17 protein-coding genes and 2 tRNA genes are annotated in these 16708 nt (G+C 42.6%); 4 read left to right on the plus strand and 15 right to left on the minus strand.

Annotated features, from left to right (window positions below; genetic code table 11):
* Positions 1 to 18: 18 nt before the first annotated feature.
* Positions 19 to 1365 carry a carbohydrate ABC transporter permease gene (locus ACYVRS_RS00605; RefSeq protein ID WP_312498608.1) on the plus strand — a complete coding sequence of 449 codons (1347 nt, stop codon included), beginning with the start codon at positions 19 to 21 and terminating at the stop codon, positions 1363 to 1365.
* A gap of 3 nt (positions 1366 to 1368) precedes the next feature.
* Positions 1369 to 2238 carry a sugar ABC transporter permease gene (locus ACYVRS_RS00610; RefSeq protein WP_054115445.1) on the plus strand — a complete coding sequence of 290 codons (870 nt, stop codon included), beginning with the start codon at positions 1369 to 1371 and terminating at the stop codon, positions 2236 to 2238.
* 156 nt (positions 2239 to 2394) lie between these two features.
* Here ACYVRS_RS00610 and hpf read toward each other — a convergent pair whose 3' ends face one another.
* The 5 genes from hpf to ACYVRS_RS00635 all read right to left on the minus strand — a co-directional run bounded on the left by hpf (position 2395) and on the right by ACYVRS_RS00635 (position 5859).
* The gene (hpf, locus tag ACYVRS_RS00615) at positions 2395 to 2952 is read right to left on the minus strand and encodes a ribosome hibernation-promoting factor, HPF/YfiA family (RefSeq protein ID WP_054115446.1); all 558 of its coding nucleotides are present in this window, start codon (positions 2950 to 2952) and stop codon (positions 2395 to 2397) included.
* 133 nt (positions 2953 to 3085) lie between these two features.
* Positions 3086 to 3769 carry a ComF family protein gene (locus ACYVRS_RS00620; RefSeq protein WP_461202146.1) on the minus strand — a complete coding sequence of 228 codons (684 nt, stop codon included), beginning with the start codon at positions 3767 to 3769 and terminating at the stop codon, positions 3086 to 3088.
* Entirely contained in the window at positions 3759 to 5072 is a 1314-nt protein-coding gene (locus ACYVRS_RS00625) for a DEAD/DEAH box helicase (protein WP_461202148.1), read from the minus strand. Before ACYVRS_RS00625 ends, ACYVRS_RS00620 begins: the two co-directional genes overlap by 11 nt.
* 100 nt (positions 5073 to 5172) lie before the next feature.
* Positions 5173 to 5493, minus strand: a complete 321-nt coding sequence (locus ACYVRS_RS00630) for a PTS sugar transporter subunit IIB (protein ID WP_005228768.1) — start codon at positions 5491 to 5493, stop codon at positions 5173 to 5175.
* Positions 5494 to 5565: 72 nt separating this feature from the next.
* Positions 5566 to 5859 (minus strand): DUF7662 domain-containing protein, encoded by a 294-nt coding sequence (locus ACYVRS_RS00635; RefSeq protein WP_054115552.1) that lies wholly within the window; start codon positions 5857 to 5859, stop codon positions 5566 to 5568.
* A 99-nt stretch (positions 5860 to 5958) separates the two neighbouring features.
* Between ACYVRS_RS00635 and ACYVRS_RS00640 the strand changes: the two genes are divergently transcribed.
* Positions 5959 to 6597, plus strand: coding sequence for a YigZ family protein (locus tag ACYVRS_RS00640; RefSeq protein WP_313538416.1), 639 nt, complete (start codon positions 5959 to 5961; stop codon positions 6595 to 6597).
* A gap of 148 nt (positions 6598 to 6745) precedes the next feature.
* Here the strand turns inward: ACYVRS_RS00640 and ACYVRS_RS00645 are convergent, their stop codons facing one another.
* On the minus strand, positions 6746 to 7453 hold the full coding sequence (locus ACYVRS_RS00645; RefSeq protein ID WP_313538389.1) for a GntR family transcriptional regulator: 708 nt from the start codon (positions 7451 to 7453) through the stop codon (positions 6746 to 6748).
* Positions 7454 to 7641: 188 nt separating this feature from the next.
* The gene (locus tag ACYVRS_RS00650) at positions 7642 to 11880 is read right to left on the minus strand and encodes an acyl-CoA dehydratase activase-related protein (protein ID WP_461202150.1); all 4239 of its coding nucleotides are present in this window, start codon (positions 11878 to 11880) and stop codon (positions 7642 to 7644) included.
* Positions 11881 to 12053: 173 nt separating this feature from the next.
* Between ACYVRS_RS00650 and ACYVRS_RS00655 the strand changes: the two genes are divergently transcribed.
* Entirely contained in the window at positions 12054 to 12659 is a 606-nt protein-coding gene (locus ACYVRS_RS00655) for a TetR/AcrR family transcriptional regulator (RefSeq protein WP_312498602.1), read from the plus strand.
* Between the two features lie 41 nt (positions 12660 to 12700).
* Here the strand turns inward: ACYVRS_RS00655 and ACYVRS_RS00660 are convergent, their stop codons facing one another.
* From ACYVRS_RS00660 to ACYVRS_RS00695, 8 genes are all read right to left on the minus strand, one after another.
* On the minus strand, positions 12701 to 12868 hold the full coding sequence (locus ACYVRS_RS00660) for a hypothetical protein (protein ID WP_162838222.1): 168 nt from the start codon (positions 12866 to 12868) through the stop codon (positions 12701 to 12703).
* Between the two features lie 150 nt (positions 12869 to 13018).
* A tRNA-Gln gene (locus tag ACYVRS_RS00665) sits at positions 13019 to 13090 on the minus strand.
* Positions 13091 to 13095: 5 nt separating this feature from the next.
* A tRNA-Tyr gene (locus tag ACYVRS_RS00670) sits at positions 13096 to 13179 on the minus strand.
* 85 nt (positions 13180 to 13264) lie between these two features.
* Positions 13265 to 13498 (minus strand): DUF2969 domain-containing protein, encoded by a 234-nt coding sequence (locus ACYVRS_RS00675; RefSeq protein ID WP_054115453.1) that lies wholly within the window; start codon positions 13496 to 13498, stop codon positions 13265 to 13267.
* Positions 13499 to 13620: 122 nt separating this feature from the next.
* Positions 13621 to 14268: a CBS and ACT domain-containing protein gene (locus tag ACYVRS_RS00680; protein WP_312498601.1), complete on the minus strand. Its 648-nt coding sequence runs from the start codon at positions 14266 to 14268 to the stop codon at positions 13621 to 13623.
* Between the two features lie 4 nt (positions 14269 to 14272).
* Entirely contained in the window at positions 14273 to 14974 is a 702-nt protein-coding gene (locus ACYVRS_RS00685; protein WP_054115455.1) for an ABC transporter ATP-binding protein, read from the minus strand.
* Positions 14974 to 15750 (minus strand): ABC transporter ATP-binding protein, encoded by a 777-nt coding sequence (locus ACYVRS_RS00690; protein WP_461198179.1) that lies wholly within the window; start codon positions 15748 to 15750, stop codon positions 14974 to 14976. The genes ACYVRS_RS00685 and ACYVRS_RS00690 overlap by 1 nt, the downstream gene beginning before the upstream one ends.
* Complete coding sequence (locus ACYVRS_RS00695) at positions 15731 to 16708, minus strand: branched-chain amino acid ABC transporter permease (RefSeq protein WP_312498597.1); 978 nt, start codon at positions 16706 to 16708, stop codon at positions 15731 to 15733. Before ACYVRS_RS00695 ends, ACYVRS_RS00690 begins: the two co-directional genes overlap by 20 nt.

The raw sequence follows: 16708 nt of genomic DNA on the forward strand, positions 1-16708 counted from the left end.
AAAGTAAGGTGAATAAAGATGTTCAATAAAAAAAGTAAAGCCACTGTAACATTTAGAGAAGTGCTGCAAAAGGGTGATTGGTCTGAGAAAGCCTCATTCTTGATTATGGGCTGCGCCAATCTTGCCCACAAACAATGGCTTAAAGGAATCATCTTCTTAGCAGCACAGATCGGTTTTCTCGCTTGGTTCATACGGAACGGATTCCATGCATTACTGATGCTGCAAACATTAGGTACCCAAAAACAAGGATTGGTCTACAACGAAGAACTAGGCATCGATATTTTACAAAAAGGCGATAATTCAATGCTACTGTTATTATTCGGGATTGCCTCCTTCCTCGTATGCGTTTTACTGATCGTGCTCTATGTTCTCAACCTGAAGAGCGCACGCAATCTATACATGTTAAAACAATCTGGTCAGCCCATTCCATCGACTATGGATGACCTGCGTAGTTTAGTCAACGAACGCTTTCATGCAACCTTAATGACCATTCCTTTGATTGGGGTCCTCTTTTTTACGATTTTACCGCTCTTGTATATGATCTCAATCGCATTTACAAATTATGACCATAAAAACTTGCCACCCAAGAATCTATTCACTTGGGTCGGGTTGAAAAACTTCACCAATGTGATCTCCGGTGACATGGCATCCACCTTCTTTCCAGTTTTGGCTTGGACATTGATTTGGGCCGTTTTAGCAACGATCACTTGTTTCTTTTTTGGTGTGATTTTGGCGCTATTGATCAACGCAAAAGGCATTCGCTATAAAAAAGTATGGCGTACGATTTTTGTTTTGACCATGGCTGTTCCTCAATTTGTTTCACTCTTGATCATGAGAAATTTATTGAATGGATCTGGACCTATCAATTCGATTTTGTTGAGTCTCGGCTGGATCGATTCTGCCATTCCCTTTTTGACGGATCCTTTATTTGCGAAAGTGAGTATTATCTTTGTCAATATGTGGATCGGTATACCTGCAACGATGTTAGTCACCACTGGGATTTTACAGAACTTAGACCAAGAACAAATTGAAGCTGCCGAAATTGATGGCGCGAATCGCTTGCAGATTTTCCGTTCGATCACTTTTCCGCAAATTTTGTTCGTGATGATGCCTGCGCTGATCCAACAATTCATCGGCAATATCAATAACTTTAATGTCATTTTCCTATTGACTGGCGGCGGGCCTTCCAATTCCAACTATTATGGTGCCGGTTCAACCGACCTGCTAGTGACTTGGCTGTACAACTTGACTGTGAATACAATGGATTATAACCTTGCGTCCGTCATCGGTATTTTGATCTTTATTCTATCAGCAGTCTTTAGTCTATTTGCCTATACGCGAACCAATTCTTATAAGGAGGGCTGATCTATGGCTACTAAAGCAAAACAAAGCAGTTACAGAAAAGGACAATCGAACACACGCTTCTTGATTTACACGATTCTGATCATCTTGTCCGTTGTGTGGTTATTCCCCATCGTGTGGATCGTTCTCACAAGCTTCAGAAGCGAAGGTGGTGCTTTCGTTCCCTATATCATTCCAAAAGAATTTACATTGGAAAACTATCGACAACTACTCACCAACGCATCTGGAAATTACCCATTTGTACGTTGGTTCTTAAATACATTATTTGTTGCAGCGTGCAGTTGTTTGCTTTCAACGTTTATCACCATCGCAATGGCTTACTCATTGTCAAGATTGCGCTTCAAATTGCGAAAACCGTTTTTGAAAGTCGCATTGGTCTTAAATATGTTCCCTGGATTTATGAGTATGATCGCAGTCTACTATATTCTCAAAGCATTGAACTTAACCCAGAGCCTGTTGGCATTGATTTTGGTTTATTCTGCAGGTGCCGCATTAGGCTTCTATGTAGCAAAAGGCTTCTTCGACACGATTCCAATGGCTTTAGATGAATCAGCAATGATTGATGGCGCCAATAAATGGGATATATTTACAAAAATCACCTTACCATTATCTAAACCAATCATCGTGTATACGTCTTTGATGGCCTTTATGGGGCCTTGGATGGACTTTATCTTTGCACGAATCATTATGGGAGATGATGTGAAAAATTATACCGTCGCGATTGGTCTCTATTCGATGATGACCAAAACGACCGCAAATTCATTGTTCATGTCCTTTACAGCTGGATGTGTATTGATTGCGATCCCAATCACTTTGCTCTTTATCTATATGCAAAAATACTATGTTCAAGGGATTACCTCAGGGTCTGTCAAATAAGTATCTATGGCCTGTATGCAGAAAAACTGTATGTCACTTATCTTTGATTAAGATAAGATGACGTACAGTTTTTTTGGCAAAAAAATAGAGCAGCTACGGCTGCCCTATCCAGATTATTTAATTGGGGTGTTACGTGTTGTCAAAGACAGCCAATGATCAATCGGTTTCAATCAAGCCATATTTGCCATCTTTGCGGCGGTAGACAATGCTAGTGCCATTGGTTTCAGCGTCTTCAAAGATAAAGAAGTTATGTCCAAGCATGTTCATTTGTAAAACAGCTTCTTCACTATCCATCGGTTTCAATGATAAACGTTTTGTACGCACGATATCCAAATCTGAACCGTTGGTTTCCTCATCATTTGATTCTGTAGTGAACAAATCACCATCAGTTGGTGGTACCAATGCTGTTTCTCTTGATTTGCGGTTGATTTTTGTTTTGAACTTGCGAATTTGACGTTCTAATTTGTCAACGACCAAATCAATACTAGCATATAGATCAGGTGACGTTTCTTCCGCACGTAGAACCAAGAATGGCAGTGGGATCGTTACTTCCACTTTTGCGGTTTTTTCTGTATATACTTTTAAATTGACATGCGCTGTTGCTTCCGGCACATCATTAAAATAACGTTCTAGTTTACCTACTTTTTTTTCTACGTAGTCACGGATTGCTTCTGTTACCTCGATATTTTCGCCACGCACATTGTATCTAAACATAAAAATTACCCCTTTCGTCTGCCAGTAAAGAAGGAAAAGGACCACTCTTTTCTTCTTCTTGATTCTATTATATCGAACTATGATGAATTTGCCTAGTAAATCGAATATAAATTTCAAGCGTTTTCAAAGAAAGTTACCGGGCAAACGATATTGATTCAATGGATGCCGGCTGACAACTATGAATCAATTCAGCTGCATGATATAACGTCCGACCAGAGGTATAGACATCATCGATCAACAAAATTCTCTTCTCTTTTATCTGTTCTTCTGCACCATCAACTAAAGAAAATGGTTGCTGGATCGCCATACGTTCAATCTTTGACAACGTGGCGAGCGGGACAAGAGAAACATGTTTTAGCAGCAATTCCTGATAGGCGATCGCTGCTGTATCAAGAACTGCTGTTACTTGATTAAACCCACGTTCGTTGTAGCGGTCGGCAGATAACGGGATTGGAATCAAGCAATCATAGCGATAGGTTTTCAGCACTTTCTTGACATCTGCTGCCACGACTTCCCGTAAGCGAAAATCCCCCATCAATTTATATTGATGAAGCCAGTCTTTCATTCCCTCATTATACGCAAATATTCCTCGATGTTTGAGGGTGAAACCCGGATAAGCACTGGCCCAGCTCTGACAATCTGAACAGTATGTCGACGCATGCTTCCCACATGATGGACAGCAGGTTTGCCCATCGATCCGTGCGAAACGTTTTTCGCATGCGTGACAACGAATGCTGGTCGGGATCAACAGCGGCCACAACAACTCCAGCATCGATACGTCTCTTAAAACCATCTGCATGCACCAATTACATCTCATCAGCTAACCACCTTTCTGCCAATTGATTCATATGTTTGATCTCGGTAATCGCTTGACGGATCTCTGATGTCATTTGGTTGTAGCAAAATAACACTTCGCCGTGATGAAACGCCCCTTTGCGGTCAACGCGCCCAGCAATTTGAACGAGGGCTGATTTGGTATAGATCGAATGGTTGGCCCCTAAGACCACCACTGAAACGCTTTCGAAAGTCACCCCTCTTTCCAGGATCATCGTGGTAAACAATATCTGAAATTGTTGCTGACGGGCGGCTAAGACCTTCTCGCCTCGCTGCGGATCTTTCGAGGAAACACTGGAAACGATATAGTCGCTGAGATCATTGGCAACGAGTGCGGCCATTCGTTCCATATAAGGGATACTCGGGCAAAAGACCAATACAAAATTTTTATCTGCCAATTTGCGAATGATATTGATCAAAGGACGGCGCCATTTTTTGCGTTGATCTAACTGCCGCCATCTCTCAAGCCAACACAGCTGCGGCACGATCAATGGCCGCTGATGGAAGCGCAGAGGCATTTTTTCTATCTCAAATCTTCCCTTGATTTCCTTTAACAATCGGTCTGATGGTGTGGCGCTCAGATAGACCAAACACCCTGTGTCTGATAACGCATGTTGCAATCCATAATGCAATTGCCGATCTCCTTCATACGGAAACGCATCAACTTCATCCACAATGATCAATGGAAAGCTTTGGTAAAAATGCAGCAGTTGATGGGTCGTTGCCACCAATAAATTGGTATAACGATAAGGTTCTTCAGAATCGCCATGCAGGAGCAAACAATCTTCATTGGGGAACGCTTGTTGGATCCTGGGGTACAGCTCTCGACAGACATCGATCCGCGGCGATACGATTGCCACTCGCTCACCCTTTTTACGGGCTGCAGCAATCGTTTCAAAGATCATTTCTGTTTTCCCAGAGCCTGTCACAGACCAAACTAACGTCGAACGACCGGATTGGTAATGTTTGACTAAGCGATCAGAGAGCGCTTTTTGGAAAGGGGTCAACGGTCCGGGAAACACGATTTGATGCGCCATCGGTTGCAGTCGATGTTCTTGCCAGCAGAACATATCCTTAGAAGTAATCCGGCCATAACGACTGCAACTGGGACAATAATAGCATTGTGACGGTAATTGCACGTCAGATTTTCGGTGTCTTTCTCCACAACGCTGGCAGATAACCAAAGAACCTTCTATGACCAACGCCGCCCGACAATAGTGCCCTTCTTGGTCATCAGGCACTTGTGCTTTATCTATCAGGTACTGCTTGCCAAAAAACATATCCATTCGCATCACACTCCTATGAACAAATACGCAAAAAAAAAAGAAAAGTACGACAGTTTTCACTGCAATACTTCTCTTTGATATCTTCTGCTATTGGAATGGATTACTCCCCAATCAAAGTCAACGCTTGATCTAGAACTTTCTCGCCATTCATCATACCGTAATCAGCCATATTGATGACTTCTAATGGGATGCCTTTAGGTGCTAAACGTTTTTCGAAATCGCCCTTCATAAAACGAACTTGCGGTCCTAATAATAGCACATTGACATCTTTGCTTTCTAGATGTTGATCAGCTTCTGATGCTGAAACTGCGAAGATATCTGCTTCTAAACCTTTCGCTTCAGCAGCTTTTTGCATTTTTGTTACTAATAAACTTGTACTCATCCCTGCAGAACAAACTAACATGATTGTCTTTTTTGCCATATCGAACACTCCCTGGATTTTAAGAATAAGATAACATTTCCTATCTCTAGTATAAATCAAGTTACGAATTTGTCAACGCTTTCTATCTATCAACCAGTTTGATTTGACCAAGCGATTAAAAACGATATACTCTTTTTTTAAATTCACATGAACGACTTCATATCCAGCATTCAACCACGCATAGGCGCCATTTTCAGGGTGACGGTAATCGTTGGCCCACCAATCACTATTTGTGCGGGCGCTGCGGGGCAATCCAGTTGCTGGGAAAAGAAATTCATCAAATTGCGTAAATGTCAGTGTGACTTGTGAGCCGCCGTTGTTTTTGAGGTAATGGGTGATTGAATCGTACTTTTTGCGTCTGCCCAGCGTCAACGCCTCCTTTGAATTTATTTTTTTACAAATGATATTGGTATTTGAATCTTGTGCCCTTTTTGCCTATACTAAAAGCAAAAGGAGGCGAAGACTATCGAATCTTACCGAACGATCAGTCACGACGGTCTAAGTGAAATCGAGATCAAAAAGTCCCGCTTTATTTGTTTTCTAAAACGAATTGAAGATGAAGAGGAAGCCAAGCAATTGATTCAACAAATCAAAAAAGAGCATTGGAAAGCCAACCACAATTGCAGTGCCTATGTGTTGGGTTCCCATAACGAAGTCCAGCGCAGCAGCGATGATGGTGAACCTAGCGGTACAGCTGGTGTGCCTATGTTAGAAGTCTTAAAGAAAAACCAGTTGATCAATGTAGCGGCTGTTGTCACACGCTATTTCGGCGGCACGAAATTAGGTGCTGGCGGCTTGATCAGGGCCTATTCAAGTGCTGTGTCAACCGGATTGAATCACGTTGGTCTTGTCGAAGGCATCTTTCATCAATCATTGATATTAACCATCGATTATTCTTTATTGGGAAAGTTACAGAATTACTTGGATTTGCACCAAATCGAAACGAAAGAAATCAACTATACCGACAAAATCGAGCTGACATTGCTGGTCCCCGACTTAGCATATGACCGCATTGAAGCGGCATTGATCGATCTGTTGCAAGGACAGGTCATGATCGAACACGGACCGGCCTCTTATGTCGAAAAACCGATTCCTTCGCTCTAAACTTCCGATGGTTGACCTTGCTGTCCATTCCTGGAATAAATCCTCTATAACCGAATAAAGGGTAAACAAGCCGATAAAACTGCGCATGGATGACATATTATCCATTGTTATGCTGTCTATCGGCTTGTTTATGCGTATCCGTGATTGGCTACTTTTCCATATAAAATTCAAAGCGGTTGCCAGCATACTGAGTTCTGACATATTCAAATGGTTGGCCATTTTCAAAAGAAGTGATTTGCCGCATCCGTAAAATCGCATCGCCCCGTTTTAAATCTAAGTATTCTGCGATTTGTTCAGACGCGACCATTGCAGAAATCGTTTGAGAAGAACCGCCAATTTTATGTTGTCCTTTTTCTTCTAAAACTTTATACAAGGAAGAGATAATCTCTTCTTTACTGAGATCCCGAATCAATTTCTCGGGAATACTTGCGACTTCAAAACAAATCGGCACATCATCAGCGTAACGAATCCGTTCCATTCGTAATATCGTTTCGTGTCCTGCAAGTTGCAGTTTCTCCATTTCACTTGAACTGGGCGCTGTCAAAAAATAAGCAACCGCCTTACTTGATGGCACACGGCCTAAAGAATGCATGATTTCAGTAAAACTAGTCGTACCACTCATTTTCTCCTGCACTTTTTGGCGTGCAACATAAGTTCCTGAGCCGATTTTGCGTTCAAGGATACCTTCATCGGCTAATGTTTGAATAGCTTGCCGTAAAGTCATTCGACTGACACCAAATTGTTTGGATAGTTCCCGTTCAGAAGGCAAACGGTCGCCGATTTTGTATGTATTATCTTCAATATTTGCTTTGATTTGATCATGAATTTGAATATAAACAGGTAATTTTTCCACCACAATACATTCCTCCGTTCCTCTATATTATAACTGGTATATACCTAAAATACCAATAGAATAGCCGAAAAAAATCCTTAATAAACGAAATTCAGCCAATTCTTTGCCTAGGTTTAAAGCCTAGTTGCAAAGAATTGACTGAAATACAGATTCAAGCTGTTAGCGCTTCTGTGTAAATTGGTTTAGGTCTCTTAGACTTTTGATTCAGCAACCATCGCTTTATTGGCAGTCGCCATCAATAAGCGGATACGGTTGAGCTGATTGACCACTGAAACCCCCGGATCATAGTCGATGGCCGCAATGTTGGCTTTGGGGTATTGATGCCGCAGTTCTTTCATGACCCCTTTGCCGACGACATGGTTTGGCAAACAACCAAAGGGCTGCAAGCAAATAATATTGTTGACGTCATGTTTCAACAACTCGATCATTTCCCCAGTCAAGAACCAACCTTCACCCGTGTGATTGCCGATTGAAATGATCTTACTGGCTTCATCCGCCAATTGATGGATCGAGTCAATCCCTTCAAAGCGTTGTGACGCCCGTAAAGCTTTGTCCATGGGCTTTTGGATTTTTTCAATCATCGCGATCATGAAACTCGCCAGCATTTGGCTTTTCTTGGCCATACCTAAATGTTCATAACGCCAGACTTGGTTGTACAATGAATAATTCATAAACCCAATGATATCTGGCACGACGGCCTCTGCACCTTCCGCCTCTAACAAACGCACAATATCGTTATTGGCTGTTGGTGCGTATTTCACCAAAATTTCACCGACAACACCTACACGTGGCTTACGGGCATCTGTTAATGGAATAGTATCAAAATCCTGGATGATTTTTTTCAATTGACGGTTAAATAAGGTAAATGAGCCATTGCGTACATTTTTCTCGATTTTTTTGATCCAGTCTTGATGCAGTTGATCGACTGCCCCCGCCACTTGTTCATACGGACGTGTCCGATAGACCAAGCGTTCAAATAAATCACCATATAAGAATGCAACAGCGACGCGTTTCATCATTGGATAGGTAAACCGAAAGCCCGGATTAGACTCAACGCCTGTATTGCCCATTGAGATCGACACAACTGGTACTTGCGGGAATCCGGCATCATTCAATGCTTTTCTCAACAACGGAATATAATTCGTTGCGCGACAACCGCCTCCGGTCTGGGTCATCAAGACACTGGTATTATCTACATCGTAAGTCCCGCTTTGCAAGGCTTCTACGAGTTGGCCAATTGAGATGATTGCTGGATAACACGCATCGTTATTGACAAAACGCAGGCCGACATTGACGGCTTCCCGGTCATCTGCAGGCAAGCAGACAACGCGATAGCCAGATGCTTGCAATGCGACATCTACCAAACCACTTTGATGGATTGGCGACAACATGGGCAGCAGTAAGGTGTGCTGTTTGCGCATATCTTTCGTAAAGGTGATCTTGGCTGGTTCATCGAACTGCTTTTTCGGTTCAAATTTCATTTTTTCTCGCTCATTGACGGCTGCTTTCAGTGAGCGCAGACGAATCCGTATCGCACCCAGATTTGCCCCTTCATCGATTTTTAAGACGGTATACAATTTTCCATATTGAGCCATGATCTCTTCTACTTGATCTGTCGTTACCGCATCGATCCCACAACCAAAGGAATTCAATTGAACCAACTCCAGTTGTTTATTTTTGGCAACTACCCGAGCAGCTGCATACAACCTTGAATGATAGACCCATTGATCGACTACCCGCAGATTGCCAACATTGCCTAAATGGGCAATGCTATCTTCTGTCAAAACGTGAAACCCTTCTTGGGTAATCACTTCTGCGATACCATGATTGATTTCTGGATCCAAATGATACGGCCGGCCAGACAGCACGATGCCTTTTTGATTGGTTTCCATCAGCATCCGCAAGGTGTCTTCCCCTTTTGCAGCAATATCCGCTTTGAATTGATCGAGTTCTTCAAATCCATGACGTAACGCTGTTGCTATCTGTTCTTCTGAAAACTGAAAATCTTGAAAAGCCGCCGTCAGCGTTTTGACCATTGATCCCTCATCCGCCAGATTCAAAAATGGGCAACGATAATCGACTAGGCCTTCCCGAATCGCATCCACATTGTTTCGGATCACTTCAGGATAACTTTGGACGATTGGACAATTGAAATGATTTTCAGCACTCAGCGTTTCTTTTCTTTCAAAGATGATCCCAGGATAAAAAATCAACGGAATCTCTTGGTCAATCAAGGATTGGATATGCCCATGGGTTAGTTTTGCCGGGTAGCATACAGTGTCACTAGGTATGGTTTCGATGCCTTTTTCATAGAGATCTTTATTCGAGCGTGGTGATAACGTGACTCTGAAGCCTAGTTCAGTAAAGAAGGTATGCCACAACGGATAGTTTTCATATAAGTTCAATACCCGTGGCATCCCAATTTCCCCATGAATGGCCTCTTTTTTCCTTAAAGAACGATACTTGAATAAACGCCGATATTTTTCATCGACTAAATTGACTTTGCGGTCTTCTTTTTTGATTTTGATCCGGGCGCCTCGTTCACAGCGGTTGCCCGTGATAAACTTCCGACCATCCGAAAACAAGGTGACAGTCAGCAAACAATTGTTTTCGCATAAGCCGCAATGGGTAAACTCTTTTTCCGCTTCAAAGGCTTCCATCTCATTCAGCGACAACAGGGTACTTTCAGCACCCAACTCATAATTTTCCAATGAGATCAGCGCTGCACCGTAAGCCCCCATCAGTCCCGCAATCGAAGGTCTGACGACCTCCCGACCGCTGATCAGTTCAAAGGCCCGTAAGACTGCTTCGTTATAGAATGTACCGCCTTGACAAACGATTTTTTTGCCTAGATCCTCAGGACGTCTGACCTTGATCACTTTATAGATGGCATTTTTGATGACGGAATAAGATAAGCCGGCCGAAATATCACCAACTGAAGCGCCCTCTTTTTGGACTTGTTTGACTTTTGAGTTCATAAAGACTGTACATCTTGAGCCTAGATCTACTGGAGTTTTGGCTATGACTGCAGCTTGTGCAAAATCTCGTACATCTTGATTCATCGATTTGGCAAAAGTTTCAATAAAGGAACCGCACCCTGAAGAGCACGCTTCATTTAATTGAATCGCAGATAGCGCCCCGTCTTTGATGGTCATGGCTTTCATATCCTGACCACCGATATCTAAGATAAAATCGACACCCGGTTGAAAATGATTGGCGGCCTTGTAATGCGCCATTGTTTCCACCTCGCCGAGATCGACTTTCAAGGCATGTTTGATCAAATGCTCTCCATATCCCGTGATGGTTGATTTGGCAATGAAGACATCTGCCGGCATTTTTTTGTACAGATCTTTTAAGACGGTCATGGTGGTTGCCAATGGTTCTCCTTCATTGTTTCCATAGAAAGAAAAAAGAATATCCCCAATGTCATTGATCAATACGACCTTCGTCGTGGTGGAGCCGGCATCGATACCTAGAAAAGCAGGGCCTTTGTGTGTTGCTAATGGCTTTTCTTGTACCGTAGCTTGTGCATGACGTCTGCGAAAAGCAGCCAAATCTGCTTCATCTGCAAACAAAGGTGGTAAAGTATCTGTCGGAACCAATTTCCCTTGATCCCCGTTGACCAAACGATCCAGCAGGGTGGTGATCGATAATGCGCCTTCTGCATATAAGGCTGCCCCCATCGCCACAAATAATTGAGGATTGTCAGGGAAGATAATGTCCTCTGGTTGCAAATCTAGCGTATCAACAAAGCGTTGGCGCAATTCTGACATGAAATAAAGCGGACCGCCAAGAAAGGCTACTTTGCCTTTGATTTTGCGGCCTGCCGCCAATCCAGCAATCGTTTGGTTGACGACTGCTTGAAAAATACTCGCTGCAATATCTGCTTTCGCTGCCCCCTCATTGATCAAAGGTTGTACATCGGTCTTGGCGAAAACGCCGCATCTAGATGCGATTGGATAAAGGGTTTGATAATCTTTCGCTAATTCATTGACTCCATTGGCATCGGTTTTCAGTAACACGGCCATCTGGTCAATAAACGCTCCTGTACCCCCTGCACAACTGCCGTTCATCCTTTGTTCCAGTGCCCCTTCAAAAAAGGTGATCTTGGCATCTTCTCCACCTAATTCAATCGCCACATCGGTTTCAGGAATAAAGGTTTCTACTGTTTCAGTACAAGCAATCACTTCCTGGACAAATGGAATATGCAGGACTTCCGCAAGTCCCATACCGCCGGAACCAGTAATCGCCAAAGCCAGTGGTTCCTCGCCAATAATCTCTTGGGCATCTGTCAAAATCTTTTCGGTTGCACCTTGGATATCCGCAAAATGGCGTTCGTATTTCGCAAAAATCGTTCTATTTTCTTCATCAAGCACCACAAATTTGACCGTTGTCGATCCTACGTCAATGCCTGCTTTGAATTTTTTCATGTTGGGCCTCCATTTAAACAACACATTGTTGAATAACTAACAAACTGTTTGTTATAATACTTATGTCTATTGTAAGACAATTCATTGATAATTCAACAAACAGATTGACGTCTAATGTGGGTTAAGCAACAACTCAATAGAATCTGTCGTTTAAATTGAGAGGAAGTTCACATATGAAAAAAACCGATCTTCGTGTACAGCGTACCAACAAACTAATTGTGGATGCTTTTATTCATTTGGTTGAAAAAAAGGGATATGAACAAGTAACTGTCCAAGACATTGCAGATGAAGCGATGATCAATCGTGCGACATTCTACGCCCATTACAAAGACAAACAAGACTTATATGAGCGGATCTTTGACTTGGCGTTAGACTCCTTCTCGGGGATTCTTTCTTCAGAAGATATCGTCCAAGGAAACCGAATCAGACTAAAAAACGTCGAAACTACGATGACCGCTATTTTCCAGCATATCCACGACAATCGACAATTTTATCTAACGATCATGGATGGTTCAGCGATTGAAGTCATTCGCCAGAAATTAGGAATTCTGCTTCCTATGCGTTACGCGGAGATCTTCTCATCGTTGCGAATCACAGAAAGCGATATCGATGTCCCCCTTGACTTTGTGATTGAATATATCACATCGATCTTTGTCGGCACCTTACATTGGTGGCTGACGGCCGAAACTACGATGCCGCCTAATCAATTAGCGAAACTAGTGATCAAGTTGGTGGCGAATGGTCATTTGACGGTTTTAGGAATTGAAATCGAAGACTAAAAAAACTGCCATTGGCAGTTTTTTTTAGTCTATGAGCAAAATCAATGATTCTTCGCCCGCCATTTGATCGTGTCTTGCGTCTGGCGTTGTTTCTTGACTTTAAGTCCTTTAGGTGCCACGTTGATGACATAATCATTCTTTTTCATGACATCATACACGTGCTCAGCAGCTTCTGTGACTTTATCTTTGATACTCAATTTGAATTTCATTTTTTTCATCTCCTGTATACTTTTCTTTTAGCCTATCGTAAATGAAACAAATCTTCAACTTATAGCCCTTGATCACCATAAATCTGATTGAAATAAATAACGAAAAAAAGCAGCGACATCGATCGCTGCTTTTCGTTGAATAATGACTGACTGGGGTAGCTGGATTCGAACCAACGCATGACGGAGTCAAAGTCCGTTGCCTTACCGCTTGGCTATACCCCAATAAATGGTGGAGGAGAGTGGATTCGAACCACTGAACCCTAAGGAACGGATTTACAGTCCGTCGCGTTTAGCCACTTCGCTACTCCTCCAAAAGCTTTCTCAAAAACCTGACAATAGTTATAATACCGAAAAAGATAACAAATTGCAAGAGCAAAATGCAACTTTTTCTAGAAATTAATCATGTAAATTCCATTGGCGGATAACTGTTTCGATCGCTGTTTCTAAACTGCGGCTTGCACCTAAATCTTCATCACCCAAAAAGCTTTGAAATTCTTTTGGTCCGATGGTCATGATCTCGCCGATCATTTTCTTGCCAATGAATAATTGGTTGACGGTATAGTCTTTGCCATGAATTGTTTTGTTGGTTTCTTCGATCCGTACTTCGATATCTTTATTTTTTTTAGACATGTCTGACACCTCTCTTCTCAAGCACTTCATTATTCTACCAGAAAATCACTAAAAGCAAAAGCAAATCTCTTTTGAAAACGAAAAAATATGCCAAGCCCTCGCCTGGCATATTTTACATGGAACTAAGCTTGATTGGTCAATACCGCACTAGTGACTGTATAGCCTGCCTCATGCAGCACGCGTTTGATCTCGTCCACTTGTCGTGACTCTACTTGGATCTCCACGATCGTCTTGAGTGCCATCCGATTCACAACGACAGTTAAGATACTTAACTGATGCTCAGCCAGCAGCTTCGTGACTTCTGCCAATACCCCAACGTGGTCATCAGTGATCTCGATCGATACCCTTGTGCCCCCATCATGATAGCCGGTGATTTTTAGAAAGGCGTCAAAGATATCATTATTGGTGATGATCCCTACTAAGCGCGTATCTTCTAACACTGGCAAGACACCCACATTTTCTCCCCGCATCAAAGAAATGGCATCTTCTAATAAGGCATCTGGTGCCACGGTGGTTACTTTTTTCAACATAATATCTGCGACTGTTGTTTTATTCAACAGATAATTCATTTCATAGACACTCAGACTGGTTGCTTTGGACGGCATCGCCTCGGCGATCGTTCCTTCCGTGATCAATCCTACCAATCCTCCATTGTCAACAACTGGCAGACGGTGGATATCATGTTGCTTCATCAAATCAATTGCATCGAAAATCGGTGTCTGCGACTGGACTGTCACGACTGATTTTGTCATAAAATCACTTACACTCATCTCTTTACCCCCCTAGATATGCTTTACGAACTTCATCACTGGCCAATAATTCTTGCCCGGTACCTTCCAGTACGATTTTACCTGTTTCAAGTACATAGCCGCGATCAGCAATAGAAAGTGCCATCTTGGCATTTTGTTCGATCAATAGAACCGTCGTACCTTGCTCCTTGATTTCTTGAATGATCGAAAAAATCTCTTTGATAAAAATCGGCGCTAACCCCATGGATGGCTCATCTAGCAGCAGTAACCGAGGCTTGGACATCAATGCACGTCCCATGGCCAACATTTGCTGTTCTCCACCAGATAGTGTGGCAGCATCTTGAGATAACCGTTCCTTCAGTACGGGAAATTTTTGGTAGACTTGCTCATAATCGGCTTTTACACCACTGTCTTTTCGCAAGAAGGCCCCCATCTCTAGGTTCTCCTGAACAGTTAACCCTGGGAAGACATGGCGTCCTTCTGGTACTTGTGATAAACCTGAAGCCACGATTTTTTGCGGCGCTTCTTTTTCTATCGGCTTCCCTTCAAATGTCACACTGCCTTTAGAAGGGCGGATCAAACCTGAGATCGTTCTTAAGATCGTCGTTTTCCCTGCCCCATTGGCACCGATCAGAGAAACGATTTCTCCTTGTTCTACATGGAAGGATACATCGTGTACAGCCTGGATCATGCCATAATGCACATTTAAGTTTTGAATCGTCAGCATCAAATCTCTCCTCCCAAATAAGCTTCGATCACGCGGGGATCGTTTTTGATTTCGTCAGGTTGACCATGAGCGATGACTTGACCATATTCCAGTACATAAATTCGTTCACATACTTCCATGACCAAACTCATATCATGCTCGATCAACAGAATCGTTAACTGAAAATCTTTTTGAATTTGATAAATCAATTTTGTTAAGTCCGCTGTTTCCTGTGGATTCATACCCGCTGCCGGTTCATCCAAGAACAATATTTTGGGTTCCGTCGCTAACGCGCGAACGATCTCCAAACGACGTTGTTCTCCATAAGGTAAATTTTTAGCCAAAGTCTTACTCTTGCTGTCTAAGCCAAAAATCCGTAAAAGGTCTAAAACTTTTTCCCGCATCTTCTCTTCATTTTTGTAGAACCGAGGCAAGCGTAATATACTTGTCAATAAGCCTTCGTTGTGTTTGCTGTTCATAGCGATCAGGACATTGTCCATCACTGTCAAATCTTTGAATAAACGAATGTTCTGGAATGTTCTTGATAAACCTAAATCAGCGATTTTGTAAGGTTTCTTGCCGTTTAAGCGCATAGGCGTACCTTGCTCTTCCAGCAGAACATCTCCTTCACTTGGTTCGTAGACACCTGTCAACAAATTGAACAATGTCGTTTTTCCTGCCCCATTAGGTCCAATCAATCCAACAAGTTCATTGTGATCAAGATGCAAATCAACATGAGAAACAGCTGCTAGGCCGCCAAAATTTTTGGTCAAACTTTTAACTTCTAATAGAGGCATCTTTGTCATCCCCCTTTTTCGAGAATTTGTCTATCAAGCGTTTTACTGAGAACTCCCATGTGCCCAATAAACCACTTGGTTTAAAAATCATAATGATGATCAGCGCCAAAGCATAGATGATCATCCGCAAGTCAGAAAATCCTTGTAAGTACATGTTTAGGATCCCTAACACGACAGCTGAGACTACTGCGCCTGTCGTGCTGCCAAGACCACCAAAAACGACGATGATCAACACATCGATCGATTTCATAAACCCATAATCTTTTGGAAAGACAGATTGCTGATAGCTGGCATAGAGCGTACCAGCGATGCTTGCCAAGACTGCGCCCATCACAAACGCAATGACTTTATACTTGGTCGTATTGACCCCCATCGATTCAGCGGCGATTTCATCTTCTCGCACAGCTAGTGTTGCACGTCCGGGTCCGCTATGGATAAAGTTCGATACCACCAAAATCGATAAGAACGCAAAGATAAACACGATTTGCCAATTGCTAAACTGAGGCAGTCCGAAAATCCCTGCTGGTCCGTTAGTCAAACCTCTGAGATTGATCAGCAAAATACGAATGATCTCAGCAACACCTAACGTGGCAATGGCTAGATAGTCGCCTTTTAAGCGCAATGTTGGGATCCCAACGACTAACGCAACGAAACCTGAAACCAGCATACCTACCAACAAACCGCTCAAAAACCCGCCAAAGGTAGGATTCTTAGCAGATAAGATCGCACCAGCATACGCACCGATCGCCATAAATCCGGCATGACCTAATGAAAACTGGCCAGAAAAACCAATAATCAGATTCAGTCCAACGGCCAAAATGATATTGATGCCGATATTGACGATAATCGCATCTGAGAACAAATTGATCATCCCACCGTTATATGCTGCAAATAAACCAAAGTAAACGATAGCTGCCAGAGCGAGCCAAATCAAATTGTAACGGATATTTTTTTTCAT

Source organism: Enterococcus salsurae (assembly GCF_054784955.1).